This window comes from Parabacteroides sp. AF17-3, assembly GCF_003635445.1.
GTDB lineage: Bacteria > Bacteroidota > Bacteroidia > Bacteroidales > Tannerellaceae > Parabacteroides > Parabacteroides goldsteinii.
Genome location: NZ_QTMM01000018.1, coordinates 62,008 through 84,932, shown reverse-complemented (window position 1 = coordinate 84,932; position 22,925 = coordinate 62,008). Strand labels below are relative to the sequence as shown.

Sequence of the window (22,925 nt, the reverse complement as noted above, 5' to 3'; positions counted from 1 at the left end):
ATGCACGTGAATAATTGTGTATATACTTTGTTATTAAGCTTGCTTACTATAATGTACAATAAGCTAATCTTTTATGAAAAATGTCAGATTAACAAAATTAGGAGGCAAATCAGCTTTGCTGATCACCTCATTGTTGTTAACCCCTTTCTATGGGTATTCGGAAAAATCTAATGTTATACCGGAAAAAAACGAAAAGGCAGGAGTTCAACAACAAACTTCGCTATTAACAGGTATTGTCTTGGATAAAGACGGTTTCCCGTTGATTGGTGTAAATATTATGGAAAGTGTTACAAACGGAACTGTTACCGATGCAGATGGTAAATTTTCCATTAAAGTCACTCCACAGTCTGTGTTGCGTGTATCCTATATTGGATATGTGACACAAACAATAAAGGCAGGGAGCCAGAAATCTGTATCTATTACATTGCTTGAAGATACAGAAACACTGGAAGAAGTAGTAGTGGTTGGATACGGTTCCCAAAAGAAAGTGTCTGTAACCGGAGCAGTCGCTGCAATACAGACGAAAGAACTGAAACAAAGTTCTGCTGCGAATTTGTCAACCGCTTTGGCTGGACGTCTACCGGGATTAACCGCTTTGCAGACATCCGGACAACCGGGTGGAGATGATGTTACATTTTATTTACGTGGGGCCAGTACGACAAATGGAGCAAATCCTCTTATTTTAATAGATGGTGTGCCACGTGATAATATTTCTACGTTAGACCCGAATGAAATTGCTTCCGTATCTATATTAAAGGATGCATCTGCTACTGCAGTATTTGGCGTTCGTGGTGCTAATGGTGTTATAATGATTACCACACGTCGTGGTGAGGTAGGAAAAACAGAATTAAGTATTTCTGCGGATTATAGTTTGCAGCAATTTACTGCCCAGGCAGATCGTATTCACTCCTGGGAATTTGCAGAGTTACGTAATCAGGCGTTTCGCAATGATGGATATTCTGAAGCGGATTTACCTTACACCGATTATATGATCGATATGTATAGGTCTGGTAAAGATCCTGTATTTTATCCGGATAGGGATGTATATAGTGAATTTTTTTTAAAATGGGCTCCTCAAACTCGTGTTAACGTGAATTTGAGTGGAGGAACAGAAAAATTGAGCTATTTCATGAATGTTGCTTATTTGGGGCAAGGAGGCCAATTCCGCACGGAATCGGAGAAGGATCTGGGATATGATCCGAGTTATAAATCGGATCGTTATAATTTTCGTGCAAACCTGGATTATAAAGTACTTTCAAATTTAAAGCTTTCTTTGAATCTGGCTTCTTACTTGGAAAAGGTAAATACTCCACAAACAAAAACTCTTTTTGGAGGAAGTGTCGCTGCTATGATTGAAAATATGAGGGCTTATATTTGGGGAACACCTCCGACAGATCCGGGACCACTGACTCAAGAGGGTTATACGTTGATAGATGGAACATCTGTTCCGGCTGGTGAGGTTGTTAATCAGTCTGGTCAGGACCGCAATACTTATGGGGAAATAAACCGTAGAGGGTATCAGCAGGAAACGAATACTAATTTGAATTCATCGTTAATCGTGGATTGGGGATTAGATTTCATAACGAAAGGACTTAGTAATAAATTTATGATTTCTTTTGACTCAAAAGCTGTGACTACTTTACAGGGAGTCCGATCGTATGATGCTTATGGTGTGTCGGTTGCCAGAACGGCGGAAGACCAATCTTATTATACAAAAGTGAGAACGAATGAAAATAATGCTATTTCTCTCTCAAAGTCTATGTCGACCAACTATTATATGAATATGCAGTATTCATTGAATTATGCCCGGAAATTTGGAGTGCATGATGTCACAGGGATGGCTCTGGTTCAACGTGATAATTGGCAGGAATATGCAGCAGATTTACCTTATAATATGTTAGGTGTTTCAGCGCGTGCTACTTATGGATATGATTCTCGTTATCTGGCTGAAGTAAATATTGGATATAACGGTTCCGAGCAATTTGCAAAAGGACATCGTTTTGGTTTTTTTCCTGCTTTTTCCGCAGGTTGGGTGGCTAGTAATGAAAGTTTCCTGAAAGATAATAAGACTATTTCTAATTTGAAGTTACGTGCTTCTTATGGTAAAGTGGGTAATGATAAATTAGGTAGTACACGTTTCTTGTATATAAGTAACATTACGAGTGGTGGTGGAGTTATTCCTTCTTTAGGACGTGGGCAAGCCATTTCACAAGGGAAATTAGGAAATACCAATTTAAGTTGGGAAATTGCTTATAAACAGAATTATGGAGTTGACATACAGTTGTTTAATGAACTGTCTTTAACTTTTGATTATTTTAAGGAAAAACGTGAAGGAGTTTTGATATCTCGTGGTACAGTACCTGAAATTCAGGGAGTAGCACTTGGTAATCTGCCAAAAGTCAATATGGGACGTATTGATAATCATGGATATGAGTTGGAGGCAACTTACAATAAGCGATTAAACGATGATTGGTCATTTACTGTAAAGGGAAATTTCGCGTATAATAAGAATACCCAACGTTTTATGGATGAAGCACAAAAAACGGCTGATTATGCATATCGTTACAGAAGTACAGGTTACAGTATAGGACAGTGTTTCGGATATAAAATAGACTATAGTAATGGTAATGGATATATTAATACACAAGAAGAACTGGACAACGCTTTGGCTACTTATCAGGTAGGAGGAACTCCTCGTTTGGGTGATTTTCTTTATGTGGATATAAATGAAGATGGTGTAATTGATGAGAAGGACCAGGCTCCGATCAAGTATAGTGATATACCTCGTATTACTTATGGCTTTTCTGGTTCTGTAAACTGGAAGAATTTTGATTTTTCATTTTTGTTTTCCGGTATAGCTAAAGCATCCCGTGTATATACTGGTTGGGGAGCTACAGAGTTCGGTTTGGTTGGTTTCTACAGTGATTATCATTTGCAGGCTTGGACTGCTGAACGTTATGCTAATGGTGAAGAAATTAAATATCCAGCCTTGGCATCCTCACCCGGAACTAGCCAGAAGGCAAATGATTTCTTTATTATGGATCGTTCTTTCCTGCGTTTGAAGAATATAGAACTGGGGTATACATTGCCTAAAAAACTTTTGAAAAAAGTCGGAATTAATAGTACACGAGTTTATGTAAACGGGAATAATCTATTGACATGGAAGGCCATGAAAACTGATGCAATTGACCCGGAGCAAAGTGCAGAGCTTAATTATCCGATTACTAAGATGATGAATTTTGGTATTAATGTGACATTTTAATCATTGAAAGGAGAGTTATATGAAACTAACATATTTCTTAATATCTTCAATTGTTCTGTTGGGAACATTGAATTCTTGTTCTGATGTCCTGGATGTAGCTCCTGATGGAACGCTCACTATGGAGGAAATATATGCAGACCCGGATAAAGTAGGTGCTTTGTTGAATGCTTGTTATAATAATATTCCTCAAAAGGGATATGCTTATTGGTTTTTTGATCCTTTAGTGACAGCTTGTAGTGATGAAGGGTGGTCTTCGGAAGAAGTACAGGGAACAAGTATTCAATCAATGTATAATGCGAATGAATCAGCGTCTTCCCATCCGATAAGAGATATGCACGATGGACATGGTGCAGCTAATAATGCTTATTGGTCCAGATATTGGCAACAAATACGTTTGTGCAACCAGTTTTTGGAAAATATAGGGACTGCGGCTGTAAATAGTGAAGCAGAACGTGCCCGTTTTACCGCAGAGGCACACGTTATGCGTGCTTTTTTCTATTCAGAGTTGGTTAAATGGTTTGGCAAAGTTCCTATTGTGGATAAAACCATAGCGTTTGATGCTGATTTTTCTACATTGAAACGAGAAGCCGTGTATGATGTTGCCCGATTTATAGCAGAAGACTGTGATGCCGGTCTCAATTGTGCGGAACTACCCTGGCGTATTACAACGGAAGATGAAGCAATGCGGGCAACTAAAGCATTAGCTTGGGCTGTTAAATCTAAAATGATGTTGTTTGCAGCCAGCCCTTTGTTTAATGCAGGAGAAGATCATTGGGAAGAAGCATATCAGATGAATAAACAGGCTGTAGAGGAATTGAAAAAGAATGGGTATGCATTATTTACCACATGTACTAATCCTTCGACATTTGGAACATATGACGCTGCTGCTTTTCATCAGTTGGTTTGTCAAAATGCAGACTATTCAGCAGAACCACGTGATAAAGAAACAATTTGGCAACATCGTGCCGGAGGTGTTTTCGTATGGCATGTCGGTTATATAGGAAGTTCTATGGATGGTACTTATAAATGTGGAACATGTCCTACTCAGGAGCTGGTTGATGCTTTCGAAACAATAGATGGGCAGCCTATACTGGATTTGGCTAAACCTTATTTGGACGAAAAGCATATGCAACCGAATTATAATCCAGATAATAAAATATATGATCCTAAAAATCCGTATGAAAATCGTGATCCGCGTTTGACAGCAACAGTTTTATGTAATGGTGATTCTTTAATCTGGAATAATGGAGAAGTATTTACTGTTGAAACTTATGTGAATGGCCGACATGGAATGAGTTTGGATCCGTCTGACAGAGCTCATAGTCGTACTGGTTATTATCATAGGAAATTAGTTACTCCCCAGGCTTCAAATACAAATCAAATAAATAATTCAAACTGGAAATTTTTCCGGTTAGGAGAAATTATTCTGAATTATGCGGAAGCTGCAGCAGAATCAGGGCATTTGGCAGAAGCCAAAGCTGCCGTGGATGAGATAAGGGCTCGTGTAAATATGCCTGCGTTGCCAGCCGGTTTGTCGAAAGATGAAATGATTTTACGTGTTCATAATGAACGACGCGTTGAATTAGCTTGGGAAGAGGTTCGGTATTTTGATTTACGTCGTTGGCAGAAGCCTGAAGGTAATTTGAATGCTACATGCCAGTGGTTGACAGGAATGAGAATTACAAAAAATAATGATGGCTCGTTCAATTATCAACGATATAATATATCTACAAATCCACGTGGTGGATATCAGAATAGAGATTTATTATTGCCATTACCATTGGACGAAGTGTCCCGTTTGGAGTCAACAACGGGAGTCTCCTGGCAAAATCAGGGATGGTAATATTCTGTATAACTTGAAAAGAATCTAAATTATGAGCTACATAAAAAATAAAATATCCATATTGGCTATTTGTGCTTGCTTGAGTTCTCCGGGAATATTAGGTTGGGCACAAGATCCTTCTATTCAATTAAAAGGGTTTGTCATTGATGAGTTTGGAAAGCCGATTTCCGGGGCTCTTTTGAAGTCGGAAAACGGAAAATGCGAATATCTGACAAAAGTTGATGGTGCGTATGAAATTGATATAAAGGATGGAAGCCAATATATTACAGTTTCATATATCGGTTATGATGATAAAAAAGTATCTGTCGTAAATCACGAAGGATTGGAATCTATTCAGTTGTCATATGATGCTGAAAAAATGGATGAGGTCATAGATTTGGGATATATGTCGTTACCTAAAAGGGCGGTAACCGGAGCTGTTTCCAGAGTTTTAGGTTCAGATTTGGATAAGTCTCCTGAATCAAATCTGACAAAAACTTTTGCAGGTCGGTTTACGGGGTTGACGACGATAGAAACAAATGCTGAATTATCCCGTGGAGCATTGAGTTCTTCGTCAACAGGGGTAACACAATTGGTCAGAGGGCTTTCTACCATTAATGGACGGGAACCGCTAGTGATTGTGGATGGAATTATTTGTCCTAATACGAATTATACATATATTACTCCTAAAGAAATAGAGTCGGTAACTATATTGAAGGATGCTGCTACAACGGCTATTTATGGCATTCAGGGAGCCAATGGGGTAATTTCGATTAAGACTAAGCAGGGACACATTGGAAAAACAAAAGTAGAGGTGAATTTTGACCAGTCATTCCAGCAAATGACAAAAGAACCTTTATTTGTTAATTCATCCGATTATGTTACAATGAGAAATCAGGCAGGCTATAATGATGGTCTGGGGGGGTATTCCCAGTTTTCTAAGACGGATACCGAGTTGTTCCAAGCTGGAGGTAATGAATTATATCCGAATAATAACTGGTATAAAATGTTTATACGTCCTTTGACTTTAATGTCCAGAGTAGGTGTAAATGTAAAAGGTGGAACTGAGAGAGTTCGTTATTTTTCTAATGTGAATTATATGCACCAGCAATTGCCGTTTAAAACAGCTAATGAAAGTGGTTCGAAGTATGATCCGACTCCTAAAAATAGCTGGTTTAATTTCCGTTCGAATATTGATGTGAAAATAAATGATTATTTAAGTGGTTTCATGCGGTTGTCCGGTAATATTAAAACAGAAAAGACTGCAGGTTATGGTAATGAGACTATTTATAACCATATATTTAATCTGCCACCCACGATGTATGGTCCATTAACTCCGTCAGGAGACGGTCTAAGTAACGGTAATCAAGTTGTAACACATGATAATGAGAAAACTCCTGTCTACGGGATGCTGAACCGTTCTGGTTATATTCAGGCTCTTGTTGCCAATATAAACGCTCAAGCTGGTTTGACTTTGGATATGAGTTTTCTTACTAAAGGTCTTTCTGTAAGTGGGACAATGGCTTATCAAACTAATTCTGTGAATCAAACAACTACAACTCAGAATTTTGAACGTTATGTCCGTTCAAAAGACTTGTCAAAGTTGGATTTTTCATTATTAGGTTCAGACAACAATACTCCTCTTTCTTACGGAAAAAGCTCTACATTTTATTACAATTTGAATCTTTATGCAAATGTGGATTATAAACGTAGGTTTGATGATCATAGTATTAGCGCCATGGGGTATATTTTTTATTTGCAACAAGAGAAAGAGGTCTCTTCTGGTTCCGGTATGTTGCCATATAAACGTGAAAGTTTAGGATTTACAGCAACGTATGGTTATAAAGACCGTTATTTTGTAAAAGCGGATTTGGGATATTCCGGTTCTGAACAGTTCCACCCAGATAACCGTTATATTGCTACTCCGGCTATTTCCGGTGCCTGGGTTGTTTCGGATGAAGCTTTTTTGGAGAATTGGACTTGGTTAAGTAATTTGAAATTAAGAGCCTCGTATGGTATTACAGCAAATGATCAGCTGGGTGGGGAACGATTTTTATATCTGGATTATATTGATGTAAGTGGTAATGAAGGATTAAAAGGTAATCCGGATTTGATGGCGGAGAAGATGAAAAAGCAAAATTATGGTTTTGATCTGGGGCTGTTCAATGAATTGACCATCTCTTTTGACTGGTATAAATCTTTGTGCGATAATATGCTGGTAAGTAGTGCCGGTTTAGTTCCGGAATATCAAGGAACTGTACTTTCCAACTATCCAAAAACGAATACGGGTAAAATGGAAAATCATGGTTTTGAAATTGAAGCAATGTATGACAAAAAGATTAATGAAGATTGGTCTTTTTATGTAGGCGGCGCTTTCAGTTATAATAAAAACAAGGTTATTAATATTAATGAATCTCCTTATTCAAATGAGTATGCTTATCCGTACCGTACAGAGGGATTTAGTTATGGGCAACAGTGGGGATATTTGATTGATTACAGCAATGGCAATGGCATGTTTAATTTTCAGGAAGAACTTGAAAAGAGCGGTTTGAGTTATGCTTTCGGAACTCCTCGTGTCGGTGATTTTATCTATCAGGATTTAAACGGTGATAAAATAATAGATGAAAAAGATAAAGCTCCGATTTTAAACACTTCTATACCGCAGCAGTACTATAGTTTCTCCGGAGGTTTTAAATATAAGGGTTTTGAAGTTAATCTTTTATTTCAAGGCGTTGGTAAATATTCAAAAACAATAAGTGGTGTAGGTGCATATGAATCGGAATATCAGGGTGTATTTACAGACCTTCATTTAAAAGCATGGACTCCTGAACGTTGGAATAATGGAGAAGAAATAACTTATCCGGCTTTATCGTTGAAAGCATCTACCAACCATCAGCCAAACAGTTTCTTTATTATGGATGCATCTTATTTACGCTTAAAGAACGCGGAGGTTGCTTATACATTACCATTGAATACTTCAAAGAAGGTTTTTGCAGAAAAAATCCGTTTTTCTTTAAGTGGACAGAATTTGTTTACAATCGATAATATGCGTTCAAAACATATAGATCCGGAAATAGCTAACATGGGTACTTTCCAACCATATAGAGTGTATAATATTGGAGTGAGCTTAACATTTTAAATATAGATATTATGAAGAATCTGATAAATATATTAGTTGTTACTTTTACATTGTGTTGTTCTTCCTGTGCAGATTTGGATATAGCTTCCGATGGGCGTGTGTCGTTGAATGATATTTTTAATCGATATGAACGTACATCTGCTTATTACTCCAATTGCTTGGGATATATGCCTCAGGTTGGATTTACGTATGAAAATACGAATACTCCTTTGGCTTCTTTTTGTGATGAAGCCCATGATGCAAATGACAATCAGGACGGACCGGTATCCAAGTGGTATAAAGGATATACGACTCCTGAATATAATCCTTTAACAGCCAGTTATATGGATCCTTGGTCGCATTATTTTGAAGGTATTCGTCGTTGTAATACTTTTTTGCTTTGTATAAATGATCCGGAAATGGCCACTTATACTTTTAATGAAGTAGAAAAAAATGGTTGGATTGCCGAGGTTCGTGTTGCACGTGCGTTTTATTATTTACAATTGATAAAACGTTATGGGGGAGTTCCTCTAATAGAAACTCCTTACGAGACGAATCATGATTTCTCGACAGATAAACGTGCCTCTTTTGAGGAATGTGCAGATTTTATTATTTCAGAATGTGATAAGGCTTTGGCTACGGTAGAGTCCGAAGGACAATCAATTGGTTTTCGTTGGCAAATAAATGATAACGAAAGAGGAAAATTGACACGTGCTTTTGCTTGTGCTGTGAAATCTCAGACGGCTTTATATGCAGCAAGTCCTTTATGGAATGAGAACGGAAGCAGTAAATACACATGGGAGAAAACAACAGAAATTACCAAAGAGGCTTTAGATCTTTGTTTGCAACATGGTTTTGAGTTGTATAGTCAGGCTCCGGATCCTGCAATCGCTCAGAATGCATATGCCTATTATTTCATTACTCGTTCAGATCCAAGCCGTTCATGGGATAGGGAAACTATCTATGAAACGACCTCCTGGCGTTCAAATGTCTGGAAGTTTGCCGGGACTCCTATTACAAATGGTATGGAAAAAGCTGGAGCTGGACCTTCGCAGGAGTTGGTAGATAGTTATGAAATGATTGATGGTACTCAACCCATTTTAGGTTATTCGGATGCAGAGCATTTGCGGCCGATATTAAATACGGCATCTTCTTATGATCCGAAAAATCCGTATGCGAATCGTGATCCTCGTTTCTATGCGTCGGTTTATTATAATGGGGCTATTCGATATTTAGATCAACCTAATGGAGATGTTGTAGAAACATATGTGGGTGGAAATTGTGGTATCTCTGATAAGGTGACGGATATCCGTTATACTCGTACGGGATATTATATGCGTAAATTCAATAATTTCAAATCCGGAATCGGGCAGGATGCAGATGGGCTTATGCGTATTTTTCGTTTGGCTGAATTATATTTGAATTTTGCAGAGGCTGCTTATCAGGCTGTAGGTCCGGATGGACAAGTGGTATCCAAAGTAGGGGCAGAGGCGTTATCAGCCAGAGATGCTGTTAATAAAATCAGGGTTCGTGCCGGTATACCGGCATTATCGTCAGGCATGTCGAAAGATTCTTTTGAAAAACGTTATAGAAATGAACGTCGTGTAGAATTAGCTTTCGAAGAACATCGTTTCTTTGATGTTCGTCGTTGGAAAATTTTAAATGAAACAGATGATTTTGTGACAGGTATGAAAATTGTAAAAGAGGAGGATGGTACTTTCACATACAATCGAATCAAACTTGCATCGCGTGGGACAAATTCAGAGAAATATTTGCTCTACCCGATTAAACAGACAGAAGTAGCCAAGATGTTGAAACATACGGGTGCTAACTGGCAGAATCCGGGATGGTAATTGAAGATATAATTAAAAAAAAGTATACAATGAAGAAATATATTCTATTAGTAATGTTCATCTCGCTTTTTATTTATGCATGCGACAATGATGACAATAATAAGGGCCATATAGATCCTGTCAGCAATGTGGAGTGTATACCTTTTATTGGTTCCGTCACATTGAATTGGATGAATCCAACAGATGCCAATTATTATTATACATTGATTTCCTATAGAAATTCCCAAGGAGAAAATGTGAATAAAAAGGTTAGTAAATATAGTGCTGATGCTAATAACAACGTATCGGTTGTTGTTGGAGGATTTACAGATACGGAAGAACATGAGTTTGTTTTGACATCTTATGGATATGGTGGAGAATCCTCATCTTCTGTAACGGTGAAAGGTGTTCCTCAGGGTATAGAGGAGGCAAAAGATTATGTAATCGAAACCGTTGAAATGGAACCGGCAAGTGGTGGTGCAAAGATTTTCTGGACAAATGAGACATTTGTGGGAGTTGACCTGATAGCTTCATATCTGGATAAAAATAATGTGAAACAGGAAGTTACTATTGATGCAACTCAAACAGGGGTATATGTTGTTACCGGTTTTATCGCTGAAACAAAATTGACGGTTTATGCAGTGAATCAAGCGGATGGTGGAAAGTCTGTAGAAAAAGAGTATGTGATTACTCCGGTTATTGATCCGGATGATGTTGTTTATCCCGATGTGGAATATGTAACTTTCCAGGCTACAATTAATGATATGACATTGGTTGCTTCTAATCCGGAGAATTCAAATGAATATACGATTGTAACAACAGGAGGGGACCCTTATATTTATTCAAATGGCTTAGCTGCCGCAAAAAAAGGTTCTACCATGGTATTCCGATATAAGTCTACTAAAAGTGTTAAGTTACAAATATTCTGGTGTACTTCGTTTTCCGGACCATCTGAAGCTAATTCGACAACGATAGAGTTTCCGGCAGCAGAAGAATGGACAACATTTGAACAGGACTATACAGCCGGAATGGCTACTGTCGGCTGGGGTAATTCAGGTGATTATATGCGTTGTGATTTCGGTACAAATGCTGATGTTACAATAAATATCAGAAATATACGATTTAAATGATTTTTCGATAAATGATAGAGAGGGTGTATACAGGAGTTTCAAAAATTTATAGTATCACCCTCTTCTATGAGATATGGAGAAGTCTTTAAAATATATCATTATATGATATTTGCGTCTGATACGATTAAATAGGAAATGTATGAAGTCAAAGAGTCTTTGTTTATTATTGCTTTTCATTTTTCTTTTAGGGTTTACGAGATGTACTGATAACTGTGTCGGGAGTAAAGCGAAGGTGGTGGATTTGAAGTGTCGTGGTCTGGTAACCCCGGAAGGAATAGATGAAGCCGTTTTTAGTTGGAAAATCGAGTCAGAGGAGAATGGCTTTATTCAGTCTGCTTGGGAAATAGAGATTGCTTCTTCCCGAGAGGATTTGGAGGATGGTAATTATATTTGGAATTCAGGAAAGACTGTTTCAGAACAGCAAGTGAATGTACGTCCGGATATCGCAATACTAGAAAGAGGGCCACTCTATTGGTGGCGTTTGCGCATTTGGGATGGGAAAGGACAAGTAACGGTCTGGAGTGAGCCTTCTTTTTTCTCTTTGGGGTTAAATACGTCTGATTGGAAAGCTAAGTGGATAACTTCTGTTTGGAAAAAAGATAGTCCGATGCCTTATTTTCGTAAAGTATTTGATACAGGGAAGGCAGAATCGAAACTACAAAGAGCTGTTGTCTATTTTTGTGGTTTAGGATGCAGTGATCTTTATTTGAATGGTGAACTTGTCGATAAAAAACGAATCCTTGACCCTGCACAAACGAATTATGAGCAGTATGCCCTGTATTCTACATTTGATATCACATCCGGGTTAGTGAAAGGTGAAAATTGTTTAGGTGTGATACTTGGTGAAGGTTGGTACGGGCAAAACAGTGTCTGGGGACCTTGGGCTAAATATGGCGATCCTCTTTTTAGATTACAAATGGAAATAACTTATGAGGATGGTTCTAAGGAAATGATTGTTTCAGATGAATCCTGGCTGTGGACTTCCGGACCTGTGTTAAAGGGTAATATATATGCTGGTGAGGTGTATGATGCTACAAAGGAAATTAAAGGTTGGTCAGAAGTTGGAACTCAACTGAATGGATGGAAAAATGCTGTAGTTGCAGAAGGTGTTATTCCGGTGAATTTGTTTCCTCAGGTTATGGAACCTATTCGTTTGAAGAATGAAATCAGAGCGATAAAGAAATGGAAGGATTCTTCCGGAAATTGGATATTTGACTTTGGGGGTAATATTGCCGGTGTACCACAAATAACGGTAGATCAGCCAAAAGGAACACATTTGAAAATGCGGATGGGAGAACTTCTTCGTGAGGATGGTTCAATCGAATATAATACAACCGGAGTCTTTGCTACAGGTGTTGTACAAACAGATGAATATATTTGTGCCGGAAACGGTCGGGAAGTCTGGAACCCTCGTTTTACCTACCATGGCTATCGCTATTTAGAACTTTCCGGTATGGCAGCGGAGCCTGAATTGGATTGGATAAAGACAATTGTTGTACATACGGATGTCAATAAGAGAGGTGAATTTGAATGTTCTGATGAACAAATTAATAAATTGCATGAGTTAGCGGTCAGGACAATGCTCAATAATACGCATGGTTTGCCGACGGATTGTCCTCACAGAGAACGATGTGGTTGGTTGGGAGATGCACATACCGTAGCTCCTTTTGAGAATTATAATTTTGACCTGAATAATTTTTGGATGAAATATATGGAAGATATCAGTTCGACTTCTTCCGCATTTGAGAAAAATACACTTCATCAAAAACTTTTTAATACAATATTTTATTTTGCAGATAAAGCGCCGGGAATCCCGTATATGATTTCTCCGGGAAAACGTCTTTGTGGGGTTGCTTCTCCAGATTGGGGGACGGCCGTAGTTCAATTACCCTGGTACATTTATTTATATTTCGGCAATGAAGAGCCTTTACATAAATATTATCAGGAAATGAAACAATGGGTGGATCACGTGGAGAGTCTAACGCTTAATGATACGCTTTCAACCAAACATATTGTACCTTACGGATTGGGTGACTGGTGTCCGCCGGAAGGGAACAATGCGATTGATTGTCCTGTTGCTTTGAGTTCTACTGCTTTCCATTATCTTGATGCTTCAATTTTGGCTAAAACGGCCGCTATGTTAGGAAAGAGTGATGATGCCGGATATTACAGTGGTTTGAAGGATAAGATTGCAGCAGCTTTTGTAGCCGAATTTTATGATAAAGAAAGTAAAACATTCGGGAGTCAGACTGCTGATGCAATGGCTCTTGATTTTGGACTGGTTCCTGCCGGAGATGAAAAAGCTGTTTCTGATGCGATTGTCAGGAATATGAAAGAAAAATATGATGGTTTTATGCATACGGGGATATTTGGTCTAGGACGTATTGGGCAAGCATTATCACGTTTTGGCAATAGTAAAATGGCATGGGATATGTTTACTAAAACAGGTGAGAATAGTTTTGCTTATATGTGGACGGATGCTGATGCTACATCTCTTTGGGAGATTCTTCCGGTAAATGGGAAGAGTAAGGAAATGTGTTTGGCAGGATCTTCACTTAATCATCCCATGCAGGGTGGTTATGACACTTGGTTTTATGAAGATATAGCAGGCATACGACCGGATGTGTCAGGCCCGGGTTTTAAAGTTATACACTTTGAACCAACAATGACATCTTATCTTTCCTGGGCAAAAGCTTCGATAGAAACACCTTATGGGAGAACGGCAAGCGAATGGTCCCAAGAAGAAAATAGTCTGGTATGGATAATAACATTACCTCCTAATACATCAGGCATTGTAGCATTACCTGATAGTAAAAAGATACATGTAAACAAACGTTCTTTTAATAAGGCTGATTATCCACTTATTGGAAGCGAGGAGGAAGTGTCTCTTTATAAATTTCCATCGGGAGTATACCAAATAGAAATTTATAAAGAATAAAGAAATATATAATTCGTTTTGAATCAGTTTTGTCTTATTTTTATAAACTCTGAATTTATAGATTATGAAACATGTTAAAGGTCTTTGTATAAATCAATTATGGACTTTTGGACTGATAGGGATAATGGCCCTGTCGGGATGTGGAAATCAAAAGGATACCGTTCATTCGAATGTGAATATGCCTGATTCTTGTTGGGATACTTATTCTGATACCTGGGTGGCAACAGATGCTTTGGGACGGACTATGCCGACACAAGAAGAGGTCGGAAATGTCAAGAATGATAAGCGTCGTGTGGTTGGTATTTTTTATATCACGTGGCATTCGGATAATTTGGCTAATTTGAAGGCTCCTTATCGTGCTGATGTAAGTAAGGTGTTGGAAGAAGCTCCCGAAGCTCGTCTGGATGCTAGTCATCCGGCATGGACAGAAGGTTCTTACCATTGGGGGGAACCTGAATTGGGTTATTTCCTTAGTCGTGATGAATATGTGATTCGTAAAGATATGTCGATGCTGGCCGATGCCGGTGTGGATGTATTAGTTATGGATGTAACAAATGCAGTCCGTTATTGGGATGAGTGGGAAACTCTGTTTACAACGATGCAAAAAATGAAAGCAGAAGGTAACAAAGTCCCTCAATTTTGTTTTTGGGCTTTCAACGGACCTGTGATTTCTGTTGTACAAGATTTATATGATAAAGTATATAAAGAAAATAAATATAAGGATTTATGGTTCTACTGGGGAGATAAACCTTTACTGTTGTATAATGGAAAACCGACAATGGATGCTAATGGTGGAGGTGTGAAGAACCCGAATCCTCATTATGATCCCAAAGCATTGACTGACCCTTCACATTCTCACTATAATGATCCGGATTACATAAATGAGTTTTATACGGATTATACCCAGGATGTGAAAGATTTTTTCACGCTCAGAACCATGTGGTGGGGATACTATGAGTGGGATGGTGAACGTTTTGTCGGAACAGAAGGAAACTGGAGTTTTGGCTACGATTTGGGTGACGAACGAGTCTGTAAAATGTCACCGTCGGATTTGGTTGCAACTTATCGAGGAGAAAATGAACAAGCTGCAGTTACTCCGGCTCAACATCCTATTTCCATAATTGGAAAATCCTGGACTCGTGATAAAAAGGAACCGAAGTTGAATGACCATGATATGCCTGAACCGACTTATGTCTCCTGGCTAGGGAAGACTGTAAATGATCCTACAGCATACGGTATCTATTTTCAGGATCGCTGGGATGAAGCATTGAAAAACGATCCTCAGTTTCTGTATTTGAATGACTGGAATGAATGGACTGCTGGAAAATATAACTCAGGGAAAGCTCCCGGGTCTGAATTACCCGGCCCGACAGAATTTTTGGGACGTAAAAATCCGTTTTATTTTGTAGATCAGTATAATGCAGAATTTAATCGTACAATTCAACCTATGAAAGGTGGCTATACGGATAACTATTATATGCAGATGGCACAGAATATTCGTCGTTATAAAGGAGTTCGTCCCATACCACAGAGTAGTGGATACCAGAAAATCCGAATAGACGGGACATTTAAGGAATGGGATAAAGTCAAGGTTGAATATCGGGATACCAAAGGAGATGTAACTCATCGTGACCATAAAGGATATGGCGGAAATCATTATGTAAATAATTCTGGTAGAAATGATATTGTTTTATCGAAAGTAGCAGTAGATAAGGATAACATATTCTTTTATGCGGAAACGATGGATAAATTGTCCCCATTTTCTGATCCGAACTGGATGTTATTACTTATCGATGCGGATAATAATGCTTCGACCGGCTGGTACGGTTATGATTTTATAGTAAATAAAAAGGTTGTTGATGCGCAGTCGACAGAATTGATGAGGTATGATGAACAAGCCGGAGAGTGGAAGAAAGTAAATACATTGTCATATCGGGTGAATGGAAATCAATTGGAATTATCAATACCTCGTGCAGATTTAGGATTAATTGACGATTCATTTGTCTTTGATTTTAAATGGACTGATAATCCTGCTAATTTGAAAGATCCTATATCATTGTGTGTAGATGGCGATGCGGCTCCTAACCGAAGATTTAATTATCGCTATATCTGGAATAAATAAAATCGCGCTATAGAAAGCATCTGTTTATAATATGAAATAACCTTAACAGCTAATGTCTGTTAAAACGTTGGCTGTTAAGGTTACTTTCTTTTCTATTTGTTTTTGTTCAGCCCGGCCCGGATGCGGCTGAGTGACTGGGGAGTTACACCGATGTATCCGGCTATCTCTTTCAAAGGAACGCTATTAAACAACTCCGGCATCTTTTTGATGAAAGCCAGGTAACGCTTTTCCGCTTTCGGACTGGATATATCGACCAGAACATCATCTTCATTAACGAGTATATCCATCAGAAGACCTTGTATCCATTTCAGAAAAGCCGGCGAAGACTCCGACAGTTTTTGTATTGTGCTGTTTCTCATTTCGATGGCAATACTGTCACTCGACGAACAGATTGTGTAACGTGAAGGATGTCCGCGGAAATATCCCCAGGAAGAGAATATGGTCTCCCCGGGGATAGCAAACCAAAGGGTTTGCTGTTCGCCTTCTTCTTCGATGTAGGCTCTCCATACACCTTTGTCCAGAAAATAGATGGAATCGTCCGTCTTGCCTTCCCCAATGACAATACTGCCTTTAGGGAAATGCAGGATACGGAGTGTCTGCCGGAGCAATGTCATTTCCGTATCGCTTAGGTTACACCGGTAGTCTATTTCTTCAATTAATTTATCCATTCTTGCGTACTTTATCAACAATTAATAAAATGACGATAACAACTGTCGTGGTAATATCCCCTGCTGCTACTGCCAGCCATATATCATTGACATCCAGTAGTAAAGGTAATGTGAAAAAGAATACGACAGGCAATATTCCCCGTAAAACTGTCAGTGATATCGCACGCCGTAACCGTTCGATACTGGTATAATAACCGATTATAATGATGTTGATACCGAAAAACAGGTAATCGGTAGCAAACAGCGGTAAGCCGGCTACTGCATATCCCCATGCCGCACTGGCTGTATCGGGAATGAAAAGAGTAACGATGCTTCGGGTAAAACATATAAACAGGAGCATGATACTGAATGCGAATGCCAAAGTGAAAAGCATGGATAAACGTAAAGCGTTATCCGAACGTTTCATCTGTCCGCATCCGTAGTTATAACTGATAATCGGCTGTGCGGACTGTACGGTTGCGTTGAAAACCATGAATATGATTGGGAACAGGTAGCAAATGACACTGTAAGCCGCTACGCCGTCGGCTCCCATATAATCCATAAAAACATAGTTGCCGGAAATAATCATAACGGATATCGTTATCTCACTAAGGAATACGGAAAAGCCGAGCTTAATCATATAACCTACATTCCGGAGCGTCAACAGCAAACTCTTGACACTCAGTTTCAACCACACGAACCGTATGGCTATCGAATGCCGGAACAGATAGATAATCATAATGGCGGCACCAACAAACTCACCTATATCTGTTGCAATCGCTGCCCCGAACAATCCCCATTTGAAAACAAAAATAAACAAATAGTCGAGAATAATATTCACAACGGTAGCAGCCAGCATTGCCCACATGGATATCTTGGGATTCGTCAGCCGGATAAAAAACGGAAGGGCAACCACCAGTACCGTAAATGGCAGGCTGATGGAAAACCAGAATAAATATTCAACCACCATATCCATCAGGTATTCATCGGAGCCGAAAAGGGTGGCTATCTTATGCGGAAATATCGTTAGCAACAACGTCATAACGAGGCTGATGAATACCAATGCGATGACCGACTGGGTAAAATTAATATTTGCAACTTTCTTTTTACCCTGCGACAAGTTGATGGAAGTGAGTATCCCGCCTCCCATGCCGAACATCAATCCGACTCCGGTAATAATCATAAAAATAGGGGCGGATATATTGACCGCTGCCATAGCATCACTCCCAATCCCGTTCCCGACGAAAATACCGTCTACAACGGTAAATAGTGCCGATGCGGCCATCCCCATAATGGTAGGAACCAGTAATTTGGTAAATAGTTTTCCTACGCTCATGCTTTTGAAATCAAGGCTATCCCTCTGCATATCAATTGGTTTTTAATAATAACGCCCGCAAAGGTAGGCCTTTAACCTCCGGATGAACTTACCAATTGGTAATAAATGAAAATAGATAAAATATTATATTGTAGATTGAAAAATATTCGTTTTTAAATGTGTGCTTGCTTCTGAATATCTACTGGTGATGATAATCAATTTCAAACCAGTGAAAGTGTTTTTTATTAAGGTATATTTGCTTATTTTTTTATTGTTCTGAATAAACTATTCCGTTAGTAACCAGTCAAACAAAGCGACAAAAAATTGGAATAGATAGATATTTGGACTATGATGAAGAAGAAGATGAGTATTGTGCTGGCCGGAATGCTTTTGTGTTTTGCTCCGGACATGTTTGCAAATGAAACGGATGGAAAGATTAAAGGTATTGTAATGGACGGCGAACTGGGTGGACCGTTGGAGTTTGTTACAGTGCAGGTTAAGGCAAAAGGTTCGGATAAGATAGTGCAGGGTTCCGTTACCGGGAGTGACGGAAATTATATGATCGGCGGATTGAAGAAAGGGGAATATGTAGTTACTTTTTCTTATATCGGCTATGAAGAAGTATCTAAAAATATTTCTATCAGCAGCGATAACCAGATTTTGAGTCTGGGAGAGTTGACACTGGCAGAAGATGCCAATCAATTGGGAGAAGTGGAAGTGGTGGCGAAACGGCCTCAGATGCGGTTCGAGATTGACAGGAAAGTCTTTGATGCGACGCAGGATATTGCGGCCGAAGGTGGTTCGGCAAGCGACTTGTTATCCAACATTCCTTCCGTGGAGGTTGATAATGAAGGCTCAGTATCGTTGCGAGGAAACTCCAGTGTAACGATTTGGATTAATGGTAAAGCATCGGGTCTAACGGCTGATAACCAGGCGGATATTCTGGATATGATGCCGGCCGGAGATATCAAGCAGGTAGAAGTTATTACCAACCCTTCTGCCAGATATAGCCCTGAGGGTACAGCCGGTATTATCAATATTATATTGAAGGATGACCGGAAACCTGGTTATTACGGAAGCGTGAAAGTCGGAGCCGATACGGACGGAGGGTATCAGGCAAGTGGCAACATCAATTACAGCAGTAGTAAAGTGGATGCTTATGCTAATCTGAATTACCGTAACCGTGAGTTTAAAGGAGGAGGCATCACCAGTCGTCTGAATACGACGGACAACAGTTTTCTCGACCAGACCAACGACTCCAAACGACAGCATAATAACTGGTTCGGACGTTTTGGCGTCACCTGGCATATCACTAAAAGCGATGACCTGGCATTCAATGTAACCGGTATGACCGGCGGTGGAGACAATAGTGAGAATATCCATTATAACTCTATCGACAGTCAGAAGAATACAATCTACACCAGCGATCGTATAACCAATGGTGATTCGGATATGAAAATGTATAATCTGGAACTGAATTATGTTCATAAGTTCTCGGAAAACAGTAACATCGACCTGATGGTCAGCAATAACCAGTGGAGACGGGACGGAATGAATATTTTCCGGCAATCGACTGTCTATACAGACCCTTCTCAAACCGCTAATCCTCTTTATCAGACTCAGGAGAATGATATAAAGGATAAGACCTGGGAAGTCCAGGCCGACTACACCAATAAAATATCCGATATGGCCCGCATCGAAGCCGGCTATAAGGGTACTTTTCAGCGGAATGCCAGTCCGGTTGATACCTATACCGGAACGACAGCCGAAGATATCCGACAGGACGAGTCGCTCTATAACCGTTTCCTTTATAATCAGGATGTACATGCTCTTTACATGACATACGGCGGAAAATGGAATAAATTAAGTTACCAGGCCGGTCTGCGCGGTGAGTACTGGCGGGTGGATACCCGTTCGCTTGATTTCGACCAGGAGTTTAACGGTAAAGCTTCCGAGACGTTTGAGAAAGACTATTTTAAACTTTTTCCGAGTGCGTTTATTTCTTATGCTTTACCGAAAAACAATGAGTTGCAGGTGAATTATACCCGCCGTCTGCGTCGTCCGTGGGGAGGACAATTGAACTCTTTCCGTAATATATCCGATGCTTCCAATATCTCTTTCGGTAATCCGGAGTTGACACCGGAGTATTCTCACTCATTTGAATTGAATTATATCAAAAGTTGGGAATCGGGACATACTTTGTCTTTATCCGGTTACTATCGTTCGACAGATGATGTAATCCAGCGTATCCGTTTTCTGAATACGGAAGACAACGTAATGTATACCACCAGTGAGAATGTGGCAAAATCTCAGGCCAGCGGTTTGGAAATCGTAGGGAAGGATAAATTATTCAAGATACTCGACTTGACAACGACAGTCAACCTCTATTATTCTAAATTGGATGGTTTCAGTTATCTGCCGCAAGGTGTGGAAACACCGGTTATCGGAGATACGGATGAGAGTTTTGCCTGGAACGTCCGTATGATTGCCAACTTAAGCCTTCCCTGGGGTGTCTCTTTGCAGGGGACCGGTAATTATAATTCCAAACAGTTGATGGCACAGGGACATCGCGAACCGAACTACTCGGTCGACCTGGGCTTGCGTAAATCTTTCCTGAGCGATAAACTGACCTTGAGCATTAATGCCCGTGACTTGTTGGATTCCCGTAAATTCCGTACCGTTACAGCCGGCGACGGTTTCTGGCAGGACTCTGAGAACTGGCGTGGCGGAAGACGTGTAGGTTTCACGTTGACTTACAACTTCGGCAACATGAACAAGAAAAAAGATAAAAGCAAGAGCAGAAGCGAAGAACCGGATATGTTTGATATGGAATGAAAGTGTGTCTGAATCAATAACAAAGTCCTTTTTTTACACCGCTTTCCAGTAAAGATGGATTATTTTTGCTGGCAGAATAAAGCAAAATGGAAAAATTTCGGCTAGTACAACCGTCCAAGCTGTTAAGGCCATACGTGAAACAGTATTGGTTTTTGGCGATTGATAACGCGGAACGAAGTTCGCAGCGTTATGTGCCATCTGGTTGTGCTGTGCTTGCGTTCCACCGGGGTGACAAAATCTATTCAACTTTGCATCAGGAGATGCAGCCTCGTTCCAGTTTGTGTGGACAATCTGTTTCGTACACTGATGTTGTTTATTCCGGTAATCTCAATCTGGTTATGGTTGTATTCCAGCCGGTCGCAGCACGGGTTGTATTAGGGATTCCTATGAATAATTTGCGGGATAAGAATGTTGATGTAGAGTTATTGGGAGATGCTTCTTTGATTGAATTGGAGAAATGGATAATGGAAACGGAGGATAATAACCAATGTGTATATCTGATAGAACAATATCTGTTAAAAAAGTTATACGGTTTTACTTCCGAGCGGTTTGCCAGAATGAATGCGGTTGTTCAGTCTATTCATAACGGACAGCAGGACATTACGGAGCTTTCTCAGTCTGCTTGTCTCGGATATAAGCAATTCAAACGGGTATTTGCTGAATATACAGGTTTAAATCCGAAAGAGTTTTTGCAAATAGCACGTTTCCGGAATGCTTTACATTGTTTACATGCTGGTTCGCAAATTCGTTTGAACCAGTTGGCTTATGATTGGGGATATTGTGATAAATCGCATCTGATAAAAGATTTCAAAACCTTTATGGGGTATACTCCAAAGGAATATCTTTCTATTTGTGATCCTTATTCGGAATATCTTTCTTTATTCAATTCTGTTTTTATCAATGGAGAACGGGAAACTAAAAGTAATAGATTATGAAGATATTGATTTATGGTGCCGGAGTAATAGGTTGTACGTATGGCTGGCAATTGGCAAAGGCCGGACACGATGTTACGTTACTTGTCCGGAAGGAACAGAAACAATTGATAGATGAACAAGGCATTCATATTATTTGTCAGGATTTTAGGAGCGGTATAAAGAATACGGTTGATACAGTCTTTCGTCCTCATGTGGTTGACGGACTGGATGCACGGAATGATTTTGAATACATAATTGTGGCAACGAATAAGATACAACTACCGGATGTGTTGCCGGTTTTAGGTGTGTCCGCCGGCAAAGCACATGTGATGTTCTTTCAGAATAATTGGGATTGCTTTGATGAGATTGCCTGTTTTCTGAAACCTGAACAGTATTTCTTCGGCTTTCCATTCATGGTAGGAGGTGGAAGAGAGGCGAACGAAATACGTTGTGTTATTTCGGGTATGAAATATTCCCATACTCCCATCGGGGAGGTGGATGGAGAGATGACTCCCCGTGTGCGGAAAATGGTTCAGGCGTTGGACGAAGCACATCTGAAACCTGTCCTGTCCCGACAGATATTACTTTGGATAATTACCCATTACGCTGCGGCGGCGGGATTGACTGCCGGAATATTGAGTGCAGGCGGTGCAGCCAGGTTTGTGAATGACTCCGCTACTATTCGAACTACTATTCGCGCCATTCGTGAGGGTTTTTCTATTTGCTTGAAGCGTGGATATGATGCCAAGGAAGAGAAAGCAAATAAATTGTATCAATTGCCTTTGTTTCTAAGTGTTCCGATTACCAGGAAGGTATATGGCAACGAGGCTTTACAACTTATGTTTGACGGTCATGTGAGTCATTCTCCTAAAGAGGTACGGCAAATGATTGAAGATATAATAGCCTATGGGATAAAATACGATATTGCCACTCCTCATTTAGCCAAATTAAAAGAGACAATATAAATAATAAGTATTTCGTCTCAGAAAA

Annotated in this window: 12 protein-coding genes; 10 read left to right on the top strand and 2 right to left on the bottom strand. The window is 39.6% G+C overall.

Annotated elements, in window-relative coordinates; genetic code table 11:
• The first annotated feature begins 73 nt into the window (after positions 1-73).
• From DWW91_RS22170 to DWW91_RS22140, 7 genes are all read left to right on the top strand, one after another.
• On the top strand, positions 74-3,262 hold the full coding sequence (locus DWW91_RS22170) for a TonB-dependent receptor (protein ID WP_007654075.1): 3,189 nt from the start codon (positions 74-76) through the stop codon (positions 3,260-3,262).
• A 19-nt stretch (positions 3,263-3,281) separates the two neighbouring features.
• Positions 3,282-5,105: a RagB/SusD family nutrient uptake outer membrane protein gene (locus DWW91_RS22165; protein WP_007654073.1), complete on the top strand. Its 1,824-nt coding sequence runs from the start codon at positions 3,282-3,284 to the stop codon at positions 5,103-5,105.
• Between the two features lie 31 nt (positions 5,106-5,136).
• A complete protein-coding gene (locus tag DWW91_RS22160; protein WP_007654070.1) occupies positions 5,137-8,223 on the top strand; it encodes a SusC/RagA family TonB-linked outer membrane protein in 3,087 nt (1,028 codons plus the stop codon).
• Between the two features lie 11 nt (positions 8,224-8,234).
• A complete protein-coding gene (locus DWW91_RS22155) occupies positions 8,235-10,055 on the top strand; it encodes a RagB/SusD family nutrient uptake outer membrane protein (protein ID WP_122328935.1) in 1,821 nt (606 codons plus the stop codon).
• Between the two features lie 29 nt (positions 10,056-10,084).
• A complete protein-coding gene (locus tag DWW91_RS22150) occupies positions 10,085-11,164 on the top strand; it encodes a DUF4959 domain-containing protein (protein WP_158599473.1) in 1,080 nt (359 codons plus the stop codon).
• A gap of 139 nt (positions 11,165-11,303) precedes the next feature.
• Complete coding sequence (locus DWW91_RS22145) at positions 11,304-14,102, top strand: alpha-L-rhamnosidase (RefSeq protein WP_122328933.1); 2,799 nt, start codon at positions 11,304-11,306, stop codon at positions 14,100-14,102.
• A gap of 64 nt (positions 14,103-14,166) precedes the next feature.
• The gene (locus DWW91_RS22140) at positions 14,167-16,224 is read left to right on the top strand and encodes a hypothetical protein (protein ID WP_122328932.1); all 2,058 of its coding nucleotides are present in this window, start codon (positions 14,167-14,169) and stop codon (positions 16,222-16,224) included.
• A gap of 92 nt (positions 16,225-16,316) precedes the next feature.
• On the opposite strand, the gene DWW91_RS22135 is transcribed toward DWW91_RS22140, so the two are convergent.
• Both DWW91_RS22135 and DWW91_RS22130 read right to left on the bottom strand, forming a co-directional pair.
• Complete coding sequence (locus DWW91_RS22135) at positions 16,317-16,892, bottom strand: Crp/Fnr family transcriptional regulator (protein WP_010800437.1); 576 nt, start codon at positions 16,890-16,892, stop codon at positions 16,317-16,319.
• Positions 16,885-18,237 carry an MATE family efflux transporter gene (locus DWW91_RS22130; RefSeq protein WP_122328931.1) on the bottom strand — a complete coding sequence of 451 codons (1,353 nt, stop codon included), beginning with the start codon at positions 18,235-18,237 and terminating at the stop codon, positions 16,885-16,887. The genes DWW91_RS22135 and DWW91_RS22130 overlap by 8 nt, the downstream gene beginning before the upstream one ends.
• Positions 18,238-18,534: 297 nt before the next feature.
• Here DWW91_RS22130 and DWW91_RS22125 point away from each other — a divergent pair, with 297 nt between their 5' ends.
• The 3 genes from DWW91_RS22125 to DWW91_RS22115 all read left to right on the top strand — a co-directional run bounded on the left by DWW91_RS22125 (position 18,535) and on the right by DWW91_RS22115 (position 22,900).
• Entirely contained in the window at positions 18,535-21,021 is a 2,487-nt protein-coding gene (locus DWW91_RS22125) for an outer membrane beta-barrel family protein (RefSeq protein WP_122328930.1), read from the top strand.
• Between the two features lie 86 nt (positions 21,022-21,107).
• Positions 21,108-21,956 carry a helix-turn-helix domain-containing protein gene (locus DWW91_RS22120; protein ID WP_122328929.1) on the top strand — a complete coding sequence of 283 codons (849 nt, stop codon included), beginning with the start codon at positions 21,108-21,110 and terminating at the stop codon, positions 21,954-21,956.
• Entirely contained in the window at positions 21,953-22,900 is a 948-nt protein-coding gene (locus tag DWW91_RS22115; protein WP_122328928.1) for a ketopantoate reductase family protein, read from the top strand. The genes DWW91_RS22120 and DWW91_RS22115 overlap by 4 nt, the downstream gene beginning before the upstream one ends.
• Positions 22,901-22,925 lie beyond the last annotated feature (25 nt).